The following is a 16,361-nucleotide window of genomic DNA, read 5'->3' on the forward strand; positions in this document are numbered from 1 at the left end:
AGATATGAAAGACGGCGACCGCGGCTGTCCGAAGTGCCAGCACACGGAGACCGAAATCGACGAGATTTCGACGACCGGAACCGGGTTGTCGAAGTTTTTTGACATCCAGAATCGGAAATTTATGGTGATCAGTTGTACCAACTGCGGCTACTCCGAACTGTATCGAGGCCAGTCGTCTGGGAACATGGTCGATCTCTTCCTCGGATGAGTTCGCGCTCGAGGGCCGTCCCACGGCCACAGCGGCCAGGGAAACTGTAAACAGTTATCCGACTGGGGGCGCAATCCTCCCACAAGATGGCCAAGGACGTCAAGCCCACCCGCAAGAACCTGATGGAGATCGAGGATCGCATCGAACTCTCCGAGCGGGGGCACGGGACGCTCGAGAAGAAACGGGACGGGCTGATCATGGAGTTCATGGACATCCTGGACAAGGCCCAGGACGTCCGCGGAGACCTCGCACAGGACTACCAGGACGCCCAGAAGAAGATCAACATGGCCCGGGCCATGGAGGGCGACGTCGCGGTCCGCGGGGCCGCCGCCGCGCTGCAGGAACACCCCGAGATCACCACCGAATCGAAGAACATCATGGGCGTCGTCGTCCCACAGATCGAGTCCTCGCGCGTCTCGAAGAGCCTCGATCAGCGCGGCTACGGGATCATGGGCACCTCCGCCCGCATCGACGAGGCTGCCGAGGCCTACGAGGACTTACTGGAGAGCATCATCCTCGCCGCCGAGGTCGAGACCGCGATGAAGAAGATGCTCCGCGAAATCGAGACGACGAAACGGCGCGTCAACGCCCTCGAGTTCAAACTCCTACCAGACCTCTACGACAACCAGGAGTACATCGAGCAGAAACTCGAGGAACAGGAACGCGAGGAGACCTTCCGCCTGAAGAAGATCAAGGAGAAGAAAGAACAGCAGGAGAAAGAAGAGCGCCAGGCCGAAGCAGAGGCAGAAGCGGCGGACGAAGCAGCGGACACGAACACGGCCGAACCAGACATGGAGCAGTCGACTGCGGGCGGCGTTCCGGGCGGCGACTGATCGTCTTCTACTCTTTCAGATGGCCTGTTCAGTCTGTGATTCCCCGACGGTTGCGTTTACGATTCCCGAACCGTACCGCGAGCACGCACCGGAGCGGTCGTCGGCCGCGACGTGCTGTACGCGCTGTCTCGCCGTCGGATCGGCTGCCGACGAGGTGCTCGATGAGCCCGACTTCACACGCGTGAGCAACGCCTTCCCGACGGGCGAGGCGGCGATTCCGCTCGCACTCGCGCTGGGGCTGTGCTCGTCGCTCGCGACGAATCGAGCGGCAATCGAGGAGTTGCTCGAGGCGGTCGAACGCGCCGGAACGGACCCGCTGTTGGTTCTGGCTCGGCTCGTCGACGACCCCGAACTCGAACCGGCGATCGATCTCGAGCGGCGACGACACCAACTCGAGCAGTTGTTGTACTGACTGTATCGCTACGCTCGGTCGTCGAACCCGTCCCCGAAATATGGTCGCGGAGTATCCGTTCAGTACGGCCAGAGCCGTTACCGTCCTCTGTTCGACCATCCAACGTGCGGTGGCGCACGCTTGCGACTGCTCGAGCGGCAGCGAGAGCAGTCGCTGAAACCGTGCGAGGTCTTCGTGAGGGTCGCGAACGAAGTCAGTCGAGACGGCGTTGCCGTCTCGCGATCGAAAAATCTTCGATTTTTCAGCAGCTTGGAAGACGCTTTGCGTCTTCCGCTGGATGAGCGAACGACCCCAGGAGTGAGCGAATCGGCTGGGGAGGACGTGGCGATTCCCTGTTGCCACGATAGCAGAACACTCGGTATCGTCCTGCTCTCGTTCAGTTACACCGTACAGTGAGCGTGTCCGGTGAACGCACTCGAAACGCAACAGAACCGCGACTACTTCCCGGTCGGCGTTACGTTGTTGCTGACCGCCTGTTTCACCTGTAGCGCCGCGCTGGCGGCCAGCCCCCGAGCCACCTCGCTGCGCTCGTCGGCGGTGATGACTTCCTCGCCGGCTGCGACGTCCTCGAGGTCCGGGGTAAATCCGGCGCTGACCGCGTGACCCACCGGCGGCCGGACGGCAACGGTGACCTGTGGACCGGTCATCCCGCTCGAGACGTCGGAGTCGACGACGTACTCGCTGGGAAGGAACTCGCGAGTGCGGGCGGCGATTCGCGAGACGTCGCGGTGAAGCAGTCGTTTTTGATCCCTCGAGAGGTTCGGAACGTCCGCCGCGGCACGCTGACCAGCACCCGTTTCTCCCGGCAGCCCTGCGTACGGCGTATTTCCGTTCATAAGATGTGTGTGCCGGTCACAATGCGCTGCCGGGTCAAAAGGATTCGCCTTCGGACAATCCGAACAGGGACACACACGGCTTCGCCAACTCCCGATCACCCGTCTCCCAGTTCGTATGCACGGATCGAGTTCCCGCCGCTCTGGAGAAAGGCGACGTCGCCGGCAACGGCGGGTGGCGACGTGACGGTTCCGACATCCCAGCGGGATTCGGCGTCGACGGACTCCGTATCGGCATCGAGAACGTGGACGTGCTCGTCGAATCCGAGCACGTAGAGCCAGTTATCCGTCGCGTTGATCTCGTAGTTGAAAACCTCGCCGTTCCAGCTGTCACTGCCCGTATCGGTGTCCCACGTCCAGACGGCATCGCCACCCACGGTGACCGCGTGGACGACGCCGTCGCGGTCGAGGACGTGAACGCGGTCGTTGACGGTGGTCGGAGTGGAGACGATCGCCTCGCTCTCCGTGTCGTACTGCCAGCGCTCGTCGCCGGTGGCTCGATCCAGCGCGACGAGCGTCCCGCCGCGGGTCGAAATCAGAACGAGGTCCGCGTACTGGGCGTGTGCAACTGGCCCTCGCTCGAGGACCCGTTCCCAGAGACCGTTGCCACCGTGGTCGACGAACTCGGCGGATCCCCCCGAAATACCGGAAACGCCGGCGTCGCTGACGGCGAGCTGGGCGGTCGATCCCGCGAGTTCGTACTCCCAGCGGTCGTCGCCGGATTCCGCGTCGAATCGGACGATTCTCCCCGTGCGGGTTTCGGCGACGTACACCGACTCGTCGTACAGCTTCGGTGCGGTCAGGGCACCGATATCGGCGGCCCACCGTCTCTCACCGGTTTCGCTGTCGCGGGCGACGAACGGCGCCTCAGTAGCGATCGCGTGATTGTACACGTGCTGCTCGTCGACCGCGATGGGATAGAACGCGTTCCCGTCGGGTACCGACCACAGTTCCGCGCCGGTTCGAAGATTCAGCGCGACGAGTTCCCGCTCGCGATCGACGTAGAACAACCGCTCTTCCGTGAATACCGGTTCCGTGTAGACGCCGATATCTGAGTGCGACCAGACGAGATCGACCGGCTCTGCGCTGCTCTCCGTCGCTACGTGCCCCGAGTTCCGTCGATCGACACGCCCCATTCGCCGCTCGTGATCGACGGCGTCGAGTGATCCCGAGCGGTCCTCGTCGGGAAGGGAAAGGGAATCGCCGTCGCTCGTGAGCGTACAGCCCGCGATGCCGACTGCACCGATGGAGGCGATGAGTCCGCGACGCGACGTTCGCCCGATCATATGACAATTCCAACCCCTTCCGCTAAAAATATCGTGAGTGACGCGCCGGTCCGAGTGGTTCACCTATCGGCTCAACAGATCGGCTCGCTCTCGCCGTAGACGGCGAGGACGAGCGCCGTCGTGTGCGTGCCAGAGTCGGCCCGCGTGCTCTCGACGGCGACGCGCGGTTCGGTGAACTCCCAGTCTCGAAGCTCCTGGCCCGCGTCCAGCCCCTCGCGAACGCGTCGTTCGACGTCCGCGCGGTCGGTCTCGCCCGCCGTCTCGTAGAACAGCCCCGGTCCGTCGTCGACCGACTGGGACCACGCGAGCGCCGCGCTGGCTCGGCCGGGGCCGGCGACGGTGGCTCGAGCCTCGACGACGGTCAGCCGTTCGCCGACGGGTCCGAGATCGGGGGCCGTACCGACGGCTTCGACGTCGGTATCCGCCGGAATCACGGAGGAGACCGAGACGAGGTTGTAGTTCTCGACGCCGGCGTCCGCGAGCGCGGCGTCGTAGGACGACATCGCCGTGGGACCGGAGGCGGTCCCCCAGACGACTCGAATCGTGCTCATACTCGCGTTCGGAGACCGAGGGCGTAAGGCGTTGCGATTCCGAGGCCGGACCCGCCGAACGGCGCGTCGTCTCGCGACTCTCCTCGCCGAAATCTACCGGCGAACGAGCGCGACGGTCGTCGCGACGACGAACGCGGCTATTCCGGCGGCGAGCCCGTACCGAGCCGCCTCCGGGGGCGACTGACCGGCGATCAGGATCGAGCTGACGGCCCAACTCGAACCGATGGAACACGCGAGAACGAGACTGTGAACGAACGGGTGGGCCTCGAGCCACTGCTCGACCTGTCGGTACCGACGAAACACGGATTCGAGGCTCATACGTCGCTGTACGCATCGGTAGTGTCACACATATAATAAGTCGATCGAAGCGAATCGGGGAAGAAACCGCTTACTGGTAGAAGTAGCCCGCCGAGGAGATGACCTCGCTCGAGTCGTCCTTCTCGATCTTCTCCAGCGCCTCGACGAAGTCCTGGTGGTTTACCTGCTCGCGGTCGTTGCGGATCGCGAACATGCCGGCTTCGGTGGTGAGGCTCTCGATCTCGGCGCCGGAGTAGCCGTCGGTGTCGTCGGCTAAGTCGGCGAAGTCGACCCCGTCCGCGACGTTCATGTTCCGGGTGTGGATCTCGAGGATCTGCTCGCGGCCGTCGCGGTCGGCCTCGGGCACCTCAATGAGGCGGTCGAACCGGCCGGGACGGAGAATGGCGCGGTCGAGCATGTCGAAGCGATTGGTCGCGGCGATGATACGGATCTCGCCGCGAGCCTCGAAGCCGTCCATCTCGGAGAGCAGTTGCATCATCGTTCGCTGGACCTCGGCGTCGCCGGAGGTCTTCGACTCCGTACGAGTCGTGGCGATGGCGTCGATTTCGTCGATAAAGATAATTGCCGGTTCGCGCTCGCGGGCCATCTCGAAGAGGTCCCGGACGAGTCGGGAGCCCTCGCCGATAAATTTGCGGACGAGTTCCGAGCCGGCCATCTTGATGAAGGTGGCGTCGGTCTCGTTGGCGACGGCTTTCGCGAGCATCGTCTTGCCCGTGCCCGGCGGCCCGTAGAGGAGGACGCCGCTCGGGGGCTCGATGCCGACCTCGTGGAACAGTTCGGGTTCGGCGAGCGGCTGTTCGACGGCCTCGCGAACCTCGCGAACCTGCTCGTCGATCCCGCCGATGTCGGCGTAGGTGACTTCCGGCTTCTCCGTGATCTCCATCGACTGGGCGCGCGCGTCGGTCTCGGCGTTGAGCACCGTCTGAATCGCAAAGGAGTCGTTGACCGCGACGCGGTCGCCGGGATCGACCTCCTCGACGATGCGCGGGGAGACGTCCGTGAGCACCTCCTGGTTGTTGCCGTGCTGTTTGACGATCACTTCGTCGTTCTCGAGGACGTCCTCGACGGTGGCGATGTACAGCGAGGAGCTCTTGAGCGTCTCGTTTTCGCGCTCGACGCGCTCGACGCGCTCGCGCAGGTCTTGGCGACGCTGTTCGGCCTCCTCGAGCTGTTCGGAGAGCTGTTCGTTTACCTCCGCGAGATCCGCAAAGTGCCCGCGGAGCGCCTCGAGCCGCTCATCGTCGGGGAGATCTGGATCGATATCGCGGTGAGGTCGGTCTGGGATAGACGGGCTTCGAGACATCCTGACGTACGCTGGTAAGTCCCCGATGATAAATGTGCCTTTGGGTCCCGGTTGGATTTCTCGAGGACCGATCCTGATCGGTCGTGCAGTTGCTGGCATGCGACATTGGCACCATACATTTCGCAATCTTGCGCCCGCAGGCCCCTGATCGTAACAGTTCGTCGACTTCGGCCCAGTCACCCATTGACCGGTGACGTCCGACGAGAACGGGACTTGGGACGAGTAGGCGAGCGCGTTGCGGGTAGTTACGCCTCGATACCGTCCACGGAATGCTCGAAGAGTCGCTCGTCGGGCACGTCCCGAGGAACAGCCAGAGACTGTTGAGAAGCTGTCTTTTCGTTTCGAGAGGGACGGCTACCACTCGTCGTCGCGAGCGGCCTGCGACAGCCACTTGCCGGCGACGATCCGTCGCACTTGAGTACCCGTGCGCCGTCGTAGCGTTCGATCTCGAAGGCACGTCTGCAGCGGATTCGTCGGCGGTCGCATCGTCCTCATCAATTGTGTCGATCGCCCCGAACCATGTGTTCTCGAACGCCTTGATCAGACAGAGATCGTCAACATCCGTACACGGGTCCAAGGACGCCGGTCTCAGTGAAATACGTCTCGGGCTCAATCAGTCCTATCTCCTCGTCTACTGTCTGTTCGATTTCGCTCTGGTGGTCATCTGTCGTCGATGGGTTGATGGATGGGGACTCGTTGGCTGCCAGACATCAGTCACAGTCGCGGTCGAGCTCTGCATGTTGACCGAACGGAACTCAGTCTGGATCGCCGTCTTCGGCTCTTTTCGAACAGTCGGAGCACCGATGGTGGAAGACAGCGTTTCGTCAACGTGGGTGTCCCGGGTATAAGATAGCCATGTAGGTAGATCAGCACCGCCGAGACTCTGACGCGGTGATCACCGCGACAAGTTTTGATTTGCGTGCGACTATCGAACCGAGAGCGGCTATGATAGCGAGGTTGTGAATTGTACATACCCGCTAGTACTATAAATCATCTTCTCGAGCACAACAATTATGCATCCCCAGAAAGCTACTCTAAGTATGGATCGTCGCCTGTTTCTCCAAGGAGTCGCAAGTGGGTGTGCTTTGGTGACCGCTGGATGTGCACAATTGCTTTCGACTACCAATAGTCGATCTGAACCAGAGGAGGTATTCAAGGACTATACCTACGAAGGAACAGAGTTGATCGTCGAATTCCAAAACGAGGTAGACATTCAAAAAGCAGTCCTCTTCGATCGAGAAAAAGAGTATGAAATCGTCGAAAATCTATCAAATATTGCTAGTTTTCCTATCGCTTTTCCAGACAGATTGGAGACGCATCTTTCTCGGCGGCCTCCACTCCGCGTCAAAGCTAAGGTAGAGGATAATTGGGTGGAGCAGTCAGTTTGGGAGCCAGTCCATGGTGCGGTAAGGGATATCAGTATTTTGAGTGATGGTGCTGCTCAGTTTACTATTAAAAATCTGGGCGACGCTTCGCTTCTCGTCCAGTTCGTGGGCATGTACGGTGATGTTCCGAACCCAACGATCAACCCGCAACGCGACGCGTTCGATCCAGAACATCCTGATATCGACCCGAATGTCGTCGGTATTCGAGGGAATCGCGCCGAACCCACGTCTAGAACGGATCTCGTAGTGTCACCGGGCGAATCAGCGCCGTTCGAGACAATAAATGCACCGTTTGCGATTTCCGATGACTCTAATGCCGACAAATGGGATGGATCCGATCAAAACGCTCAAATCGCGATTGCTCACGCTTCCGGTGGAACTGCAGCATACACCGTTTCGTTCCGATTCGACGGCGAACAATTCGAGATTGCCGACCCACATTAATAATGTGAATTTGAGCTTTCCGCTCTCGGAATGATGGATTGGACGAGCTACCAATCTGCACCATATTTGATTGACTATAACCAACCGAAAATTATGGAGTGTGGATAAGTTGCTTATTTTTATGGCCCCGTAGAAAGACTCCATCCCCACTCCAGACCAGTACCACATCCGCCGTCAAAGTTAATTTTGCAGGACGTAGCGATATCCGCAAAGGCGATAATATCGACTAGGTCTTCTTCGCCCTCCCAAGAGACTTCGTATTTGCCGCCTGGACCGGGGGTCCAAGAATCCGCACCAAATACCCCATCGTCAACTCTGACTACGTCTTCTGAGCCGTACGATACGCCGCCGGCCGAATACGAATAACTAACGGTGATGCGCTCGTCATCGATCGTTTCTTTGGAAGACGGATCACGTCCATGAAAGGTTGTGTTATTGCTGTTGGAATTGAGTTCCCAATCCAATTCGGACCAGTATACTGTCGGACAATTCCAGCTAGTATTACTTTCTTCCTCAAGCTGCGACCAAAGTTCAATCACGTATCGATAATCCCCGTTGGAATCAGTTACGTGCTCGCTTGTATCTGGGTCGACAACTTTGAAAGCTGTGAGCACATGCTCAGTTTCACCTTCAAAATCGCTTCCGGGAGTACAACTCCTGGTAGGTTCAGTCTCACTTTTCCAGTGATCCTCGTATTCCAGATTCTCAAGGTCGGGATCAGACCCTGCAACGGTCTGGCTAGTCACATCATCGGTATCGGAATACTCTGGACGACCCTCTAGTCGATTAGTCACCATCTCTTCCCAATCCTCCTTCTCTCCCGGTTCATCCTCGTCAATGCTGATCGAACCCTCGTACTCGGATTGATCGTTCGCATTGTCATTAAGATCGTTGCTTTGGTTATTACTTCGGGATGCCTTGACAGAGCCAATGCCGGTTAGGGCAAGACCGCCGGTTGCTGCTAATATGCTTCTCCTCTTCATTCTCTCTTCTTTGTCTCTCGTGCATTTAGAATAATATTGCAGACTTGTAAAAGCTTTATGGTTTTATTGATTCAATGAAGTCCCCCTTACCGTTTTACTATCCAATAATGGACCTCATTTATCGCGGTTGATGAATATTACTTCCATCAGTGGAATGCTAGAGTCCGTATTGAAAAATCCACCATCGCCTGCGGCGAGGACTCGTCGGAATTACGACCAAATCATTGTTTCGAATGGAAGAGTACAACAAGCGGCCCAAACGAACCCTGTCTTGGATGGTTAAATCCGTCGTCTGACACAGCTACGGTGAATAAAGTGTGTCGGTTTATTCAAGCAGCGCGTCCATCTCCTCGAGTCGCTGGCCGTAGCTCTCGAGTGCCCGATCGATCGGCTCCGAACTGCTCATGTCGACGCCGGCGATCCGGAGGAGTTCGAGCGGGTACTCCCGGGAGCCCCGTTGGAGGAACTCGAGGTAATCCTCGGCGGCGTCGCGGTTCGGTTCGCCGCCAGCGCCGTTCGGGAGGACGTCGTCGACGATTGCCAGCGCGGCCGAAATCCCGGTCGCGTACTGGTAGACGTAGAACGCGCGGTAGAAGTGGGGGATGCGCATCCACTCGCGGGCGATGCGGTCGTCGACGACCGCGGGCTCGTAGTAGTCCTCCTTGAGCCCGCGGTAGAGGTCGTCCAGTCGATCCGCGGTGAGCGGTTCGCCCTCTTCCTCTAAGCGGTGGGCCTCGTGCTCGAACTCCGCGAAGAGCGTCTGGCGGTAGAGCGTCGAGCGCACGCGTTCGAGGAATTCGTTTAAGACGTGCTTGCGGAACTCGGGGTCGTCGACGGTCTCGAGCAAGTGGTTCGTCAGCAGGGCCTCGTTGACCGTACTGGCGACCTCGGCCACGAAAATTTCGTAGTTCGAGTAGACAAACGGCTGTTCGTCTTTCGTCAGTTCGGAGTGCATCGAGTGGCCGAGTTCGTGGGCCAGCGTGTACATCGAGGAGATATCGTCCTGGTAGTTCATCAGGATGAACGGCTGGGTGTCGTACGTGCCGCCCGAGTAGGCGCCGGACTGCTTGCCCTCGTTCTCGTAGACGTCGACCCAGCGCGAGTCGAGGCCCTCGGCGACGCGGGACTGGTATTCTTCACCCAGCGGCGCGAGGGATTCGACGACCCACTCCGCGGCTTGATCGTACTCGACGTCGGGACCCTCGTCGCCGGTCAGGGGCATGTAGACGTCCCACATCTGGAGCTCCTCGACCTCGAGGGCCTGTCGCTTGAGTTCGGCGTGGTGGTGAAGCTTGTCGATGTTCTCGTGGACGCTGTCGACGAGCGTGTCGTAGACGTCGACGGGAACGTTGGGACCGTCGAGAGCGGCCTCACGGGCCGTCTCGTAGTTGCGCGCCCGGGCCGTCTTGACGTCGGCCTTGACGCTGTTCTTGTAGGCCGAGGCGACCGTGTTTCGGAGGGTTTCCCACTCGTCGTAGTACTCCTCGTGGACCGTCCGGCGGAAGTCACGATTCGGGCGTTTGAGCAGGTTGACGAAGTTGCTCTGGGTGATTTCGACGGCCTCTCCGTCGGCGTCCTCCACGGTTGGAAACGACATGTCCGCGTTCGCGAGCATGTTGTACACTTCGCCCGTCGCTCCCGTGACTTCGCCCAGTTCGGCGAGCAACTCCTCGACTTCGGCCGAGCGCGTGTGCGGTTTCATTCGCAGGACGTCGTCGACGTAGTGGTCGTACGTCTCGAGGGCTGGTTCCGCGTCGACCATCTCGTCGAACGCCTCGCGCGTCAGCTCCTGCAGTTCGGGATCGATGAACGAGGCCGCGGAGTGGGCGTCGGAGGCGAGCGACTGCGCCCGCGCCGTCAGGGCCTGATACTGCTGATTCGTCGTGTCCTCGTCGCGACGCATTCGGGCGTAGGAGGCGACCATCGACACCTCGCGCATGATCTCGTCGCGCAACTCGAGCGTCTCGAGGAGCGTGTCGGCGTCGTCGGTAACCTGTCCGTCGTAGGCGGCGAGTTCGTCGACGCGCTCGGCGACCGTCTCGTAGGCGCTCTCCCAGTCGTCGTCGGACGCGTAGATGCTCTCGAGATCCCAGGTATAGTCCTCGTCGACCTCGGAGCGTTCGGGAACGGAACTCATAGCACGCGTTTCGGAACGTAGGTGGTAAAGGGTATCGAAGGGGGATCGGTCACACCGCACACGACAGAACCGTCGGGACATCGTCGAGCGGTCGGTTTGGTCGCCGAGACGGTTGTCGAGCGGTCTCCGCCTCGCGCGACCAACCTCGGCCGAATTCGACCAGCAAAATATGCCGCTCGAGCACGAATAGCCGGCTATGGACGACGAGGCAATCATCGACGAGCGACTCGAGCGCGCGCTCGGTCGTGCCTGGAGCGACGATCGGGGCTGGGAACTGCTGACGCGATTGACCGAACTCCCTCACCGGATGGGGGGGTCGCCGGGCGAACGCCGCGCTGCAGAGATCGTTCGCGAGGAGCTGACCGACGCCGGACTCGAGGACGTCGAGTTCCAGGAGTTTTCGATGCAGTACTGGGAGCGAGGCTCAACCGAGTTCGCCGTGCTCGGAAGCGAAACGACGACCGGCGGGAGCGGGGGCTCGGGAACCGACTCGGACCCGCAGCGTGACAGCCCCGAGTCGGGATCCACGGGCGTCGACCGCTCGTTCGAGGCGATCGCACTCCCGTACGCCCCGGCGGGCGACGTCGAGGGACCGCTGGTCGACGTCGGCTACGGGACGCCGTCCGAACTCGAGGACGTCGATCTCCAGGGAGCGATCGCCGTCGCGAGCACCACGACGCCGTCAGGCCAGCGGTTCGTCCACCGGATGGAGAAGTTCGGCCACGCGGTCGCGGCGGGCGCGAAGGCCTTCGTCTTCGCGAATCACGTCCCCGGCCAGTTGCCGCCGACGGGGGCGCTGAAGTTCGACAGCGAGGCCGCGGTCCCCGGCGTCGGCGTCAGCGCCGAGACCCACGACTGGCTCACGGAGTACGCCGAGCGCGGGGCTCGAGGGCGGCTTCGCGTCGACGCCTCGACCCAGGACGGCTCGAGTCAGAACGTACACGGGACGCTCGGCCCCGACACGGACGAGGAGGTCCTCGTCGTCGCCCACTACGACGCCCACGACATCACCGAGGGCGCGCTGGACAACGGCTGCGGTATCTCGACCGTCGCCGCCGCGACGTCGGTTCTGTCGGCGATCGAGGACGACCTCGACTGTCGGGTTCGGATCGCCGGCGTCGGCTGCGAGGAGATCGGATTGCTGGGTGCCGAGGCGATGGCCGACGAACTCGACCTCGAGTCGATCCACGCAGTCCTCAACGTCGACGGCGCGGGCCGGTTTCGGAACCTGACGGCGTACTCCCACGGCTCCGAGCCGATCGCTGAACTGGCCGAGGCGGTGACGGACGCGGCGGGCCAACCGGTCGTCAACGAGTCGGATCCGCACCCGTTCAGCGATCACTGGCCGTTCCTGCGGGCGGGAGTGCCCGCGCTCCAACTGCACAGCGAGCCGCCGGAAGGCGCCGAACGGGGCCGCGGCTGGGGGCACACGAGCGCGGACACGCGAGACAAGGTCGATCCGCGGAACCTCCGCGAGCACGCCATGCTGACGGCGCTGTTGGTTCGCGAGCTGACGCGAACGGACGTGCCGCGAGTCGAGACCAGCGAGTTACGCGAACAACTGCGAGAACAGGAGTACGAGCCGGGGATGCGGGCCGCGGAGGTCTGGCCGGACAGGTGGGAGTGACCGGGCTGGCCGAGTCATTCAGAACGGCACGTCGTCCGAAATGTCCCGAGACGTCCCCTCACTCAGCCCGTCGAAGCCGGTGGTCACCGAGACGTAGTCGATCGCATCGATCTCGCTCGGGAGCCGTCGCTGGATCGCCTGCGTCGTCATCGGACTGACGCCACAGCCGCTGCAGGCCCCGCTCAGGTTGATCTCGACGTGGCCCTCCTCGAGATCGACGTCGGTGATCGAGGAGTCGCCGCCGTGGGCCTGAATCTGGGGGAAGTTTCGCTGGAGGAACAGCGACACCGCTTCTCGAACCTCGTCTTCGGGGGACTGGACGGACTCGCTCATGCCCGACTCGAGGATCCGGATGGATAAATCTCTGTTCACCGCTCGAGTCGATCGACTCGTCTCATCCCCGCATCTCGGCGTCGACGGCGGTCCGAACGGTCCGAGCGACGCCGAGCATCGCGATGAAGCAGCCGGCGACGACGAGCGCGACGAACAGGAAGATTCCGATGCCGACCGCGCCGACGTTGGAGTAAGCGAGCAGCGGCGAGGCGACCTGGTAGCCCAGATAGACGAGCACGATGCCCGCCGCGACGTGGAGCGACGCGCGCCAGTACGCGCCGTACTCCTCCGGTGAGAGTTCCATGTTCCGAGGTGTCTGCCTTGGCACAAAAAGGCTCGTCAACGAACTGGGCGCCGTCAGCCGTCGACTCATCGGACACCGTCGGCGATCTGGCCGGCCACGCGCGAACCCGTCCGGCGGTCGATCCGTCGCCGCTCGAAGATCGCTCGAGCGCTTGCGGCCGCATCGTCGTCGACCGCGAACTCGAGGTCGGGGTAGTCGACCGCGGCCAGCACGAGCGGTTCGGGGGGTGCGGGCGCGATTCCCTCGTGGCCCGGCAGTGGGTCGGAACCGAACGTCCGGTCGATCTTCGCCAGCGGTTCTGCTCCGGTACCGACGTCGCGGGCCAGCGAGACGAGCCGCCGGACGAGTTCGCGGGCGAAGCCGCTCGCGGTGACCGTCACGGTGAGATAGTCGCCGGTTCGGACGGCCTCGAGCGTCGGCGCGCGCTCGGTGTTGTGGTCGTCCGGCGTGAGGTTGTGGAAATCGTGACTCCCCGAGAGCGCCTCGCAGGCGGCGCGGAACCGGGCGTCGTCGACGGCCCGTTCGTGTTCGTCCGCGATTCCGGCCGTGTCGCCGGCGTCGGCTAGATTCGGCGGCGCGTACAGGTGGTACGTGTACGTCCGACTGGCCGCATCGTGGGTCGCGTGAAAGTCGTCGGCGGCGTTGGCGGCCGCCCACGCCCGAATATCGGCGGGGAGTTCGGCGTTGAACGCCCGCGGCGTGAGCCACTCCGGAACCTCGAGCGCCACCGTCTGAGCGAGCGCGGAGACCCCAGCGTCGGTCCGGCCCGCCGCCGCGTAGCCGTCGGGTTTGTCGGCGTCCGGCTCGAGGACGTCGAGGCCGCGCAGGGCGTCGAATATCGCGTCCTCCACGGTGGGAACGTCGGGCTGGCGCTGAAAGCCGTAGTAGCCGGTGCCGTCGTAGGCGACCCGGAAGGCGCGCGTCGGCATCGGTTCGACCGAACCGCGCCAGCGTGTTATACTGATCGCTCGAGTGATCGCGTGATTCTCTCTGGCGGAAATAGTTCGAACCGAAATGTTTTCACCTATTTGTTATCTATGGCCCATATGAAACACCGCCCGGGTGCCTCCAGACGCCGGTTCTTGGCCGGCACGACCGGCGTCAGCGTCTCCCTTCTCGCCGGGTGCTCGAGCGTCATCGGCGTGCTTCCCGACCGAGTCGTCTACGCGCGAGCGCGACGACGATCGGTTCCCGAGGTCGAGACCGCGGTCGAGACGACCGACGCGCACCTTCGGACGACCGCGGAGGAGATCGCCAGTTACGCGACTGACGGTCTCGAGGCGTGGAATCGACTGGACGAACCGAGCGATCGACAGTCCGTGTCTCGGCACCGAAGATACCGCATCGACCTCGAGCGAGCGGCCGAGTTCGCTGACGACCTCCCGACGGAGCCGCCGGTCATCGACACCGTCGAGGCCGCAGGATACCGCCTCTCGAGGGCCGCCGCCGGGTTCGCGTACGCGCAAGCGAAGAACGCCGACTTCGATCGCGATCCGAGCGAAAAGGCGACGGTGTTACTCGACGAGGTGGACGCAGCGACCGATCGATTCTCCTACGAGACCGGCGACCCGGAGACGTTCCTCGCGTACGGACACCGGATCGAGTACTGTCTCAACCAGGCGGGTCAGGCGCTGCGGTGGCGTGCGGACGACGACGTCGAACACTGGAAGCAACCGGACGACGCCGAGGAGATCGCCGACAGCTACGCCGGCGTTCGGCGAAGCGAGCTTCGACTCGCCGAGGCGTCGGCGTACCGCGAGGCGCTTCGCGAGCGCGACGGCGGCGGCGACTCGGTCCACGAGACGATCGCCGAGAGTCAGCGGGTCCTCCGTGAGCGCGTCGACGACCTGCGCGACGATCGAGCGCGATGGTTCGACCGGATCGACGAGTTCGACGGGGAGCGCCGCTCCGTTCACGACGCGCTCTACTCGCGATCAAACCGCAGCGGGACCGGCGTCCGGTACGTCGACCGCGGCTTCGAGGTGTACGGCACCGTCGAACTCGCGAAGACGTGGCTCCTGTTCGAGACGGCGCGCGCGGAACGCGACCGCCTCGAGGACGGCGAGGCGGCTGAACTCGACGCGGCGTCGATCGACGCTGCCAAGCGAGACGCCGTTGATCTGCTCGAGGACGCGCTCGCCTCGTCCCCAGGTCCATCGACCGAATACTTCCTCGCGGAGGCTCGGGGGCGGGTTTCGGCCGGCGACTCGGGGATAGAACGGCGCAGTCGCGATGACGACGAGGACCGAGAATGGAGCCGAGCCAACGGCTACGCTCGCTACCTGCTCGGGAAGGGGATGGTCGAACGGACGCCGGACGCGATCGGCCTGCTCACGGGTGCCGAAGACACACTCGAGTGACCAGCGAGACCAACAGACGCGAACACCCGGCGATTTATGACGGACGGGACCCGACGGTTCGCGTATGAGTCGCCCCGTGCTGATCGATACGGACCCCGGCTGTGACGACGCCGTGGCTATTCTAACCGCCCTCGAGCGCGCCGACCTCGAGGTCGTCGGACTGACCACCGTCCACGGCAACGCGCCGGTTTCGGAGACGACCGAGAACGCCAGGTCGATCCTCGAACTCGTCGGTCGCACGGACGTGTCCATCGCGAAGGGTGCCGATCGACCGCTGACCGTCCCGCTCCGGACGGCCGAGCACATCCACGGCGAGGGCGGCATCCGGGGCGAACTACCGACGCCGACGGCTGCGAGCCGGCCCGTCGACGTCCACGCCGCGCAGTTCATCGTCGAGCAGGCTCGAGCGCACGCAGGCGAGTTGACGCTCGCCGCGATCGGGCCGCTAACGAACGTGGCCCTCGCGCACGCGATGGAACCCGACCTGCCCGACCTGCTCGACGAACTCGTCATCATGGGCGGGGCCGCGTTCAGTTCGGGCAACGTGACGCCGCTGGCCGAGGCCAACTTCCACACCGATCCCCACGCTGCCCATCGGATCGTGCGGGACTGTTCGCCCACGCTCGTCGGCCTCGACGTCACGGCCGACGCCGCGGTTCCGCCGGCGGAAATCGAGTCGCTCCCGCGAGACGACTCGCTGGGACGGGCCGTCCGCGAGTGGCTCACCTACTACGGCGACGAGCAACTCGAGCAGTACGGGATCGAGTCGGCCGCGATTCACGACGCGCTCGTGATTGCGGCCATCGTCGATGGCAGTGTACTGGAGACCGAGCGCTATCCGATGGAGGTCGGAATCGATTCCGACATCGCTCGCGGGGCGTTGGTCTGCGATAGGAACGACGTGAAGGGTGAGCAGCCGAACGGCTCGGTCGCCCTCGAGGCCGACTACGAGCGGTTTCGGGAGATCGTGAGCGAGTCGCTCGAGCGATCTCTCGACGGACCCGAGGCAAAAGCGAGCGAAGACTCCGTCGCGTGAGAGAACGG

General features: G+C 62.8%; 19 protein-coding genes. 7 read left to right on the forward strand and 12 right to left on the reverse strand.

All coding sequences use genetic code 11. From position 1 onward, the window contains the following. Positions 1–4 precede the first annotated feature (4 nt). The 3 genes from ACSFDB_RS09950 to ACSFDB_RS09960 all read left to right on the forward strand — a co-directional run bounded on the left by ACSFDB_RS09950 (position 5) and on the right by ACSFDB_RS09960 (position 1,453). Entirely contained in the window at positions 5–208 is a 204-nt protein-coding gene (locus tag ACSFDB_RS09950; RefSeq protein ID WP_440770835.1) for a zinc ribbon domain-containing protein, read from the forward strand. 86 nt (positions 209–294) lie between these two features. Then, positions 295–1,041 carry a V-type ATP synthase subunit D gene (locus ACSFDB_RS09955; protein WP_440770836.1) on the forward strand — a complete coding sequence of 249 codons (747 nt, stop codon included), beginning with the start codon at positions 295–297 and terminating at the stop codon, positions 1,039–1,041. Between the two features lie 19 nt (positions 1,042–1,060). After that, positions 1,061–1,453 (forward strand): DUF6276 family protein, encoded by a 393-nt coding sequence (locus ACSFDB_RS09960; protein WP_440770837.1) that lies wholly within the window; start codon positions 1,061–1,063, stop codon positions 1,451–1,453. A gap of 437 nt (positions 1,454–1,890) precedes the next feature. Here ACSFDB_RS09960 and ACSFDB_RS09965 read toward each other — a convergent pair whose 3' ends face one another. The 7 genes from ACSFDB_RS09965 to ACSFDB_RS21050 form a co-directional block, all read right to left on the reverse strand. Continuing rightward, complete coding sequence (locus ACSFDB_RS09965; RefSeq protein ID WP_440770838.1) at positions 1,891–2,289, reverse strand: DUF5811 family protein; 399 nt, start codon at positions 2,287–2,289, stop codon at positions 1,891–1,893. Between the two features lie 95 nt (positions 2,290–2,384). After that, complete coding sequence (locus ACSFDB_RS09970; RefSeq protein ID WP_440770839.1) at positions 2,385–3,572, reverse strand: outer membrane protein assembly factor BamB family protein; 1,188 nt, start codon at positions 3,570–3,572, stop codon at positions 2,385–2,387. 71 nt (positions 3,573–3,643) lie between these two features. Then, positions 3,644–4,123 (reverse strand): pyruvoyl-dependent arginine decarboxylase, encoded by a 480-nt coding sequence (locus tag ACSFDB_RS09975; RefSeq protein WP_440770840.1) that lies wholly within the window; start codon positions 4,121–4,123, stop codon positions 3,644–3,646. A gap of 93 nt (positions 4,124–4,216) precedes the next feature. Next, entirely contained in the window at positions 4,217–4,441 is a 225-nt protein-coding gene (locus tag ACSFDB_RS09980) for a hypothetical protein (RefSeq protein ID WP_440770841.1), read from the reverse strand. 70 nt (positions 4,442–4,511) lie between these two features. Beyond that, positions 4,512–5,744 (reverse strand): proteasome-activating nucleotidase Pan2, encoded by a 1,233-nt coding sequence (pan2, locus tag ACSFDB_RS09985; protein WP_440770842.1) that lies wholly within the window; start codon positions 5,742–5,744, stop codon positions 4,512–4,514. Then, positions 5,677–6,357 (reverse strand): DUF8054 domain-containing protein, encoded by a 681-nt coding sequence (locus ACSFDB_RS21045; RefSeq protein ID WP_502260888.1) that lies wholly within the window; start codon positions 6,355–6,357, stop codon positions 5,677–5,679. The genes pan2 and ACSFDB_RS21045 overlap by 68 nt, the downstream gene beginning before the upstream one ends. 101 nt (positions 6,358–6,458) lie before the next feature. Continuing rightward, a complete protein-coding gene (locus ACSFDB_RS21050) occupies positions 6,459–6,716 on the reverse strand; it encodes a DUF8054 domain-containing protein (protein ID WP_502260889.1) in 258 nt (85 codons plus the stop codon). 68 nt (positions 6,717–6,784) lie between these two features. Between ACSFDB_RS21050 and ACSFDB_RS09990 the strand changes: the two genes are divergently transcribed. Next, entirely contained in the window at positions 6,785–7,573 is a 789-nt protein-coding gene (locus ACSFDB_RS09990; protein ID WP_440770843.1) for a hypothetical protein, read from the forward strand. Between the two features lie 119 nt (positions 7,574–7,692). Here the strand turns inward: ACSFDB_RS09990 and ACSFDB_RS09995 are convergent, their stop codons facing one another. Then, positions 7,693–8,556 (reverse strand): hypothetical protein, encoded by an 864-nt coding sequence (locus ACSFDB_RS09995; protein WP_440770844.1) that lies wholly within the window; start codon positions 8,554–8,556, stop codon positions 7,693–7,695. Between the two features lie 325 nt (positions 8,557–8,881). Beyond that, on the reverse strand, positions 8,882–10,693 hold the full coding sequence (gene pepF, locus ACSFDB_RS10000) for an oligoendopeptidase F (protein WP_440770845.1): 1,812 nt from the start codon (positions 10,691–10,693) through the stop codon (positions 8,882–8,884). A gap of 196 nt (positions 10,694–10,889) precedes the next feature. On the opposite strand from pepF, the gene ACSFDB_RS10005 reads away from it, so the two are divergent. Continuing rightward, on the forward strand, positions 10,890–12,320 hold the full coding sequence (locus ACSFDB_RS10005; protein ID WP_440770846.1) for a M28 family peptidase: 1,431 nt from the start codon (positions 10,890–10,892) through the stop codon (positions 12,318–12,320). 18 nt (positions 12,321–12,338) lie between these two features. Here ACSFDB_RS10005 and ACSFDB_RS10010 read toward each other — a convergent pair whose 3' ends face one another. The 3 genes from ACSFDB_RS10010 to truA all read right to left on the reverse strand — a co-directional run bounded on the left by ACSFDB_RS10010 (position 12,339) and on the right by truA (position 13,886). After that, positions 12,339–12,653, reverse strand: a complete 315-nt coding sequence (locus tag ACSFDB_RS10010) for a NifU family protein (protein WP_090310863.1) — start codon at positions 12,651–12,653, stop codon at positions 12,339–12,341. Positions 12,654–12,714: 61 nt separating this feature from the next. Beyond that, a complete protein-coding gene (locus tag ACSFDB_RS10015) occupies positions 12,715–12,957 on the reverse strand; it encodes a hypothetical protein (RefSeq protein WP_440770847.1) in 243 nt (80 codons plus the stop codon). Between the two features lie 65 nt (positions 12,958–13,022). Continuing rightward, positions 13,023–13,886, reverse strand: a complete 864-nt coding sequence (truA, locus tag ACSFDB_RS10020; RefSeq protein WP_440770848.1) for a tRNA pseudouridine(38-40) synthase TruA — start codon at positions 13,884–13,886, stop codon at positions 13,023–13,025. 117 nt (positions 13,887–14,003) lie between these two features. On the opposite strand from truA, the gene ACSFDB_RS10025 reads away from it, so the two are divergent. Beyond that, on the forward strand, positions 14,004–15,317 hold the full coding sequence (locus ACSFDB_RS10025; protein WP_440770849.1) for a hypothetical protein: 1,314 nt from the start codon (positions 14,004–14,006) through the stop codon (positions 15,315–15,317). Between the two features lie 64 nt (positions 15,318–15,381). Further along, on the forward strand, positions 15,382–16,353 hold the full coding sequence (locus tag ACSFDB_RS10030) for a nucleoside hydrolase (protein ID WP_440770850.1): 972 nt from the start codon (positions 15,382–15,384) through the stop codon (positions 16,351–16,353). The last annotated feature ends 8 nt before the right edge of the window (positions 16,354–16,361 follow it).

Source organism: Natronorubrum amylolyticum, from assembly GCF_052040145.1.
Classification (GTDB): domain Archaea; phylum Halobacteriota; class Halobacteria; order Halobacteriales; family Natrialbaceae; genus Natronorubrum.

Coding starts and splice junctions, on each gene's coding strand:
- ACSFDB_RS09950 (WP_440770835.1), top strand. CDS start 5: ATGAAAGACGGCGACCGCGGCTGTCCGAAGTGCCAGCACACGGAGACC.
- ACSFDB_RS09955 (WP_440770836.1), top strand. CDS start 295: ATGGCCAAGGACGTCAAGCCCACCCGCAAGAACCTGATGGAGATCGAG.
- ACSFDB_RS09960 (WP_440770837.1), top strand. CDS start 1,061: ATGGCCTGTTCAGTCTGTGATTCCCCGACGGTTGCGTTTACGATTCCC.
- ACSFDB_RS09965 (WP_440770838.1), bottom strand. CDS start 2,289: ATGAACGGAAATACGCCGTACGCAGGGCTGCCGGGAGAAACGGGTGCT.
- ACSFDB_RS09970 (WP_440770839.1), bottom strand. CDS start 3,572: ATGATCGGGCGAACGTCGCGTCGCGGACTCATCGCCTCCATCGGTGCA.
- ACSFDB_RS09975 (WP_440770840.1), bottom strand. CDS start 4,123: ATGAGCACGATTCGAGTCGTCTGGGGGACCGCCTCCGGTCCCACGGCG.
- ACSFDB_RS09980 (WP_440770841.1), bottom strand. CDS start 4,441: ATGAGCCTCGAATCCGTGTTTCGTCGGTACCGACAGGTCGAGCAGTGG.
- pan2 (WP_440770842.1), bottom strand. CDS start 5,744: ATGTCTCGAAGCCCGTCTATCCCAGACCGACCTCACCGCGATATCGAT.
- ACSFDB_RS21050 (WP_502260889.1), bottom strand. CDS start 6,716: ATGTACAATTCACAACCTCGCTATCATAGCCGCTCTCGGTTCGATAGT.
- ACSFDB_RS09990 (WP_440770843.1), top strand. CDS start 6,785: ATGGATCGTCGCCTGTTTCTCCAAGGAGTCGCAAGTGGGTGTGCTTTG.
- ACSFDB_RS09995 (WP_440770844.1), bottom strand. CDS start 8,556: ATGAAGAGGAGAAGCATATTAGCAGCAACCGGCGGTCTTGCCCTAACC.
- pepF (WP_440770845.1), bottom strand. CDS start 10,693: ATGAGTTCCGTTCCCGAACGCTCCGAGGTCGACGAGGACTATACCTGG.
- ACSFDB_RS10005 (WP_440770846.1), top strand. CDS start 10,890: ATGGACGACGAGGCAATCATCGACGAGCGACTCGAGCGCGCGCTCGGT.
- ACSFDB_RS10010 (WP_090310863.1), bottom strand. CDS start 12,653: ATGAGCGAGTCCGTCCAGTCCCCCGAAGACGAGGTTCGAGAAGCGGTG.
- ACSFDB_RS10015 (WP_440770847.1), bottom strand. CDS start 12,957: ATGGAACTCTCACCGGAGGAGTACGGCGCGTACTGGCGCGCGTCGCTC.
- truA (WP_440770848.1), bottom strand. CDS start 13,886: ATGCCGACGCGCGCCTTCCGGGTCGCCTACGACGGCACCGGCTACTAC.
- ACSFDB_RS10025 (WP_440770849.1), top strand. CDS start 14,004: ATGAAACACCGCCCGGGTGCCTCCAGACGCCGGTTCTTGGCCGGCACG.
- ACSFDB_RS10030 (WP_440770850.1), top strand. CDS start 15,382: ATGAGTCGCCCCGTGCTGATCGATACGGACCCCGGCTGTGACGACGCC.